The sequence below is a fragment of the Bacillus oleivorans genome (assembly GCF_900207585.1).
Lineage (GTDB): Bacteria > Bacillota > Bacilli > Bacillales > JC228 > Bacillus_BF > Bacillus_BF oleivorans.
On the sequence record NZ_OAOP01000022.1, the window covers coordinates 1 to 4,221 of the forward strand.

At 38.8% G+C, this 4,221-nt stretch carries 10 protein-coding genes; all 10 read left to right on the plus strand.

The features are described 5' to 3' along the window. Positions 1 to 92 precede the first annotated feature (92 nt). The 10 genes from CRO56_RS22380 to CRO56_RS22420 all read left to right on the plus strand — a co-directional run bounded on the left by CRO56_RS22380 (position 93) and on the right by CRO56_RS22420 (position 4,194). The gene (locus tag CRO56_RS22380; protein ID WP_097160842.1) at positions 93 to 503 is read left to right on the plus strand and encodes a YopX family protein; all 411 of its coding nucleotides are present in this window, start codon (positions 93 to 95) and stop codon (positions 501 to 503) included. Next, on the plus strand, positions 500 to 700 hold the full coding sequence (locus CRO56_RS22385) for a helix-turn-helix domain-containing protein (protein ID WP_097160843.1): 201 nt from the start codon (positions 500 to 502) through the stop codon (positions 698 to 700). The genes CRO56_RS22380 and CRO56_RS22385 overlap by 4 nt, the downstream gene beginning before the upstream one ends. A gap of 43 nt (positions 701 to 743) precedes the next feature. Then, positions 744 to 1,193 carry a DNA N-6-adenine-methyltransferase gene (locus tag CRO56_RS22390; protein ID WP_097160844.1) on the plus strand — a complete coding sequence of 150 codons (450 nt, stop codon included), beginning with the start codon at positions 744 to 746 and terminating at the stop codon, positions 1,191 to 1,193. 76 nt (positions 1,194 to 1,269) lie between these two features. After that, a complete protein-coding gene (locus tag CRO56_RS22395; protein WP_097160845.1) occupies positions 1,270 to 1,977 on the plus strand; it encodes a hypothetical protein in 708 nt (235 codons plus the stop codon). Continuing rightward, positions 1,949 to 2,716, plus strand: coding sequence for an ATP-binding protein (locus tag CRO56_RS22400; RefSeq protein WP_142305239.1), 768 nt, complete (start codon positions 1,949 to 1,951; stop codon positions 2,714 to 2,716). Before CRO56_RS22395 ends, CRO56_RS22400 begins: the two co-directional genes overlap by 29 nt. Further along, complete coding sequence (locus CRO56_RS22405) at positions 2,713 to 2,892, plus strand: hypothetical protein (protein ID WP_097160847.1); 180 nt, start codon at positions 2,713 to 2,715, stop codon at positions 2,890 to 2,892. Before CRO56_RS22400 ends, CRO56_RS22405 begins: the two co-directional genes overlap by 4 nt. A gap of 182 nt (positions 2,893 to 3,074) precedes the next feature. Continuing rightward, positions 3,075 to 3,239, plus strand: coding sequence for a hypothetical protein (locus tag CRO56_RS23110; protein WP_179714405.1), 165 nt, complete (start codon positions 3,075 to 3,077; stop codon positions 3,237 to 3,239). Further along, positions 3,236 to 3,541, plus strand: a complete 306-nt coding sequence (locus CRO56_RS22410) for a helix-turn-helix domain containing protein (protein WP_097160848.1) — start codon at positions 3,236 to 3,238, stop codon at positions 3,539 to 3,541. Before CRO56_RS23110 ends, CRO56_RS22410 begins: the two co-directional genes overlap by 4 nt. A gap of 15 nt (positions 3,542 to 3,556) precedes the next feature. Further along, on the plus strand, positions 3,557 to 3,820 hold the full coding sequence (locus tag CRO56_RS22415; protein ID WP_097160849.1) for a hypothetical protein: 264 nt from the start codon (positions 3,557 to 3,559) through the stop codon (positions 3,818 to 3,820). Beyond that, positions 3,811 to 4,194, plus strand: coding sequence for an HNH endonuclease (locus tag CRO56_RS22420; RefSeq protein ID WP_097160850.1), 384 nt, complete (start codon positions 3,811 to 3,813; stop codon positions 4,192 to 4,194). The genes CRO56_RS22415 and CRO56_RS22420 overlap by 10 nt, the downstream gene beginning before the upstream one ends. The last annotated feature ends 27 nt before the right edge of the window (positions 4,195 to 4,221 follow it).

Below are 4,221 nucleotides of genomic sequence, written 5' to 3' on the forward strand. Positions count from 1 at the left end.
AATGAATGAACATGAAGAAAAATACACCTGGCTTGGAATTGGGTTTATAACCGTTATCATGCTGCTATTTGTAATTATGGGGGTGTTGGAAAATGCGTGAGATAAAGTTTCGTGTATGGGACAAAGAAAAGAAACAATTCTTCAAGCCAATTTATGAAGCTTACAAAGGAAATTTAGAGGATTTATTTGTTGGCCTTAGCGGTGATTTACATTTGAAGACAATTGATCCAATAATGACACACCAATCAGTATTTCCTGATAGGTTTGGGCCATTACAACAATACACCGGACTAAAGGACAAAAACGGTAAAGAGATTTATGAAGGAGATATTTACCACCAAGGAGATCTCGAAATTTTGTATATTGTCCAATATAGAGGCACTGGCTTTATAGGGAAGCAAATAAGAAGTAGCAGTTACGTAGGTTTAGAACACTGGCAAGAACGAATCGAAATAGTAGGCAACGTTTACGAAAACCCTGAACTAATGGAGGGTGCCAAATGACCATCACCCAACTTATTGAAACCATACGTGACATTCGTAAATCTCAAAAACTATCACAAAACCAATTTGCAGAGAAAATCGGTATCACCCCAGTATCCATCTGCAGAACAGAAAACGGAACAAATACCCCTTATTTAGACACATTTGTACGAATGGCAGAGGGGTTAGGGTATGAAGTGGTGTTGAAGAAGAAGTGAACAGTAGAATCATTTAGCGCAATAAAAAGGAGGGTGAACAAGGTTGAGTATCAACAAAGGTTTATTTACTAGTAATACAGATTTATGGGAAACACCACAAGATTTTTTTAACAAACTGAATGAGGAATTTCATTTTGATATAGATGTTTGTGCCAATGATGAAAATGCCAAATGTGAAAACTATTTTACCAAAGAAATAGATGGGTTACAGCAAGATTGGGAGGGTGTTTGTTGGATGAATCCTCCTTATGGCAGAGAGATAGGAAAATGGGTTCAAAAAGCCTATGAATCTTCTTTAAATGGGGCAACGGTTGTTTGTTTACTTCCAGCAAGGACAGATACTAAATGGTGGCATGATTACTGTATGAAAGGTGAAATCAGACTTGTTAGAGGTCGTTTGAAGTTTGGGAGAAGTAATAATTCAGCACCTTTTCCGAGTGCGGTTGTTATATTCAGCAATCAGGCAAAAGTTAGTACAGTTAAAGCTATGTAAATTATTGAACAGTTCGAAGACATTGTGAAACAGGACAAGCCCTACCTGGAAGGACAGGAAAAGTAGGTGAGGTAGTATGCAGGGCTGGATTAAGCTTCATAGGAAAGTATTTGATTCCGAGTTATGGAACGATGTAACAACTTTTAGGCTATTTGCTTATTTACTTTTAAAAGCTACACACAAAGACGGTCATCGGATAAATGGGTTGGAGCTTAAAAGAGGTCAGTGGGTTAGATCCTACAGAAAACTTGCACAGGACTTAGCGTACAAAGAAGGAAGGGGGTTAAAAGAGTATTCAATCAAGACAATTAGTAAGTGCGTTAATAAACTCGTTAAGTCCGGAACTATATCCATACAGGAAACGGAACAGGGAACACTGTTTACCATCCTTAACTACTCTATATATCAAGACGAGACAGAGTTTGAAGAAGAAACAGGGAACGCAACAGGTAATGAAGAGGGAACTAATGGTAAACGAAGTGGGAACAAAAACAAGAATGTAAAGAATGGTAAGAATGTAAAGAATAATAAAAAACATATATATGCCGAATTTGTTTCTATGCTTCCAGAAGAATATCAAAAGCTTGTAGAACAGTTTGGAGAAGAAGGAGCAAAAGACCGTATTGAAAACCTTAACTTGTACAAAGGCTCTAAGGGAGTAAAGTACAAAGACGATTATTTAACCATTCTGAATTGGGAGCGAAAAAACAAAAAGGGAGGGAATCACAATCGAAAGGATTCAACTGCCGAAGAACTTGCCAAACAATATGATTTCGGCTTCTGACAAAAGGTGTCCATCTTGCCAAAGACTTTACTTACTAGAGAACGGCAATGAGTTTTGTTTTTACTGTGAAGTTGTTTCGGAAGAAGATAAAAAGATTGGAGAAGAAGCTTTTTCTTGGGTAGAGAAACGTGAAGTCATAGAGCTGCTAGAAAAGTTCAAAACAAAAAGCCTCATGAATCGAGACTTAGAAGAAGCAACGTTTGAAACCTATAAACCCGTTAATGAATCACAGAAAATAGCTTATCAAAAATGCTTGCGCTATGTAGAAACTTTTGACGGACGAAAAGGATTGATATTACAAGGGAAGCCAGGGCTCGGGAAAAGTCACCTAGCTTCATCCATTGCAAAAAAACTTATTCAATCCAAGTATACTTGTATTTTTATCTCATTGCCAAGGCTTCTCACTGAACTCCAAGGTACATACAACAAGAAAAGTGATACGAGCGAATTAGAATTACTCACAGCTATCCAAAAAGCGGATCTCCTTATCCTAGATGATTTAGGTGCCGAACGTACACAAAAGGATGACGAGGGCAATACATGGGCCAGAAGAAAGATATTTGAAGTAGTGGACAGCCGGATTGGTTCTGCCACTGTTTACACAACCAATTACTCAGGTGCCGAACTTTTAAAGATGTACGGTGAACGCGATTTCAGCCGAATGGTTCAAAACTGCGAAGCTATCAAACTAGATGGCGAGAATTATAGAATATCAAAATTTAAGGAGGGTTCCTCATGAGCTGCCCTACTTGTAAAGGGATAGGACGTTTCTACAAGCAAGAAGCGTTTGGCATATCGGTTCACCCTTGTCTATGTTCTCATTCTATGGCGTATAGACAAGCTTTAGAACACAACCGAGAAGAAATTTTTAAAAAAATTGATGAAGCATATGAACAAGCCTTTGGGAAGTGTTAGGGAAATCTATCTAGAAGCCATGATTGGGAAACATACTAGCTTAGTTTTACTGATTGATTACCTTGTTAAGGATAAACAGGTCTTGAAGTTAGAGGACCCCCAAGAACGACTTACATATTTTCTCCAAGATCGCTTCCAGAACAAAATGAACGAGTATTTAAAAGAATACGAGGTGAAAAGGAATGGCTAACTACAAACAAATCAACTATATAAAAACGATGGTAAGCCGAGCTTCAAGAAAAACAAAAGAGGATTTTGAAGATGTCCTATTAGACAAAGAAACTCCTAATTCAGTCATCAGTTACTGGATTAAACGATTAGAGAAAGAGTTAGGTGTTGAAAAATGAATATACCAGCTCTGCCTACTAAACAACAGAAACGTGCTGCTACTAAATTAGAACAAACATACATGATCCATCGGAGAAGAAACACAATAACCGCCTGTGAAGATTTAGACTTCCATTGGGATTTACGAGAAGTACAACTAGTTAGAGACTACTGGAAACAAGGGTTATCGGTTGTAGACATTGCGAAAAAGATGAACCGGCTTCAAGAGGAAGTCTTAATTCTGATAATCGACCAATCCCGAAGAAGGAATATTAGCCCGAGAAAGGGAGGGGCGTTGGGTTGGAAAGATTTAGAATCATGAAAGGGAGGAAGTAAAATGTCTGTTATAAAAAATCCACCAGTACAAGAGGAATCGGTCACGATAGAGAATCGCATTAAATTCCTAGAATCAGAGGTTGAGAGGAAGTCGAAAATAATCGAGGATTTAAGCGGCGAAAGTGTCCGTCGTTACGACCAAATCATAAAACTAGATGCGGAAGTCGAGAATCAGAAAAAAGCGCTAGAAACCGCGCGTAAGACCTTAGAACTGTATACGAAAGAGAATGAACATTTAAGGGGGCTTTTGAAATTATGGATGTAGGAACTAGAGCCGTTCCAAAGCCCCGACATAAACGCAGAGTACCCAAGAGAGGAAACCTCACCAAGATAACGCAAAAGGTGAGGAAAGAAGTATTAAGGCGATCTGGTGGTAAATGTGAACGTTGTGGAAAGAGTCAGGCTTACTCTTTTGAGATGGCACACCTTAAACAAGCAAGTCAAGGTGGAAGTGGTTCAGAACCTTGGAATGTAGCCTTATTATGTGGACCTAGTGTTAATTCAGATACCTGTCATCACTTTGCCGACTACACAGCTGAGGGGCGAGAGTGGAGAAAGACAAAGAGAGCGGAGTTAGAACGGTTATATAAAGGGGAGTTGGAGAAATGGGGTAAGACGAGTCGTCACTCACAAGGGTAAATCAATTGATGGAGAGATATTAACCAT

Bases quoted from the DNA above. Each gene is read 5' to 3' on its own strand.
- CRO56_RS22385 (WP_097160843.1), top strand. From the start codon at position 500: ATGACCATCACCCAACTTATTGAAACCATACGTGACATTCGTAAATCT.
- CRO56_RS22380 (WP_097160842.1), top strand. From the start codon at position 93: ATGCGTGAGATAAAGTTTCGTGTATGGGACAAAGAAAAGAAACAATTC.
- CRO56_RS22405 (WP_097160847.1), top strand. From the start codon at position 2,713: ATGAGCTGCCCTACTTGTAAAGGGATAGGACGTTTCTACAAGCAAGAA.
- CRO56_RS22420 (WP_097160850.1), top strand. From the start codon at position 3,811: ATGGATGTAGGAACTAGAGCCGTTCCAAAGCCCCGACATAAACGCAGA.
- CRO56_RS22415 (WP_097160849.1), top strand. From the start codon at position 3,557: ATGTCTGTTATAAAAAATCCACCAGTACAAGAGGAATCGGTCACGATA.
- CRO56_RS22395 (WP_097160845.1), top strand. From the start codon at position 1,270: ATGCAGGGCTGGATTAAGCTTCATAGGAAAGTATTTGATTCCGAGTTA.
- CRO56_RS22410 (WP_097160848.1), top strand. From the start codon at position 3,236: ATGAATATACCAGCTCTGCCTACTAAACAACAGAAACGTGCTGCTACT.
- CRO56_RS23110 (WP_179714405.1), top strand. From the start codon at position 3,075: ATGGCTAACTACAAACAAATCAACTATATAAAAACGATGGTAAGCCGA.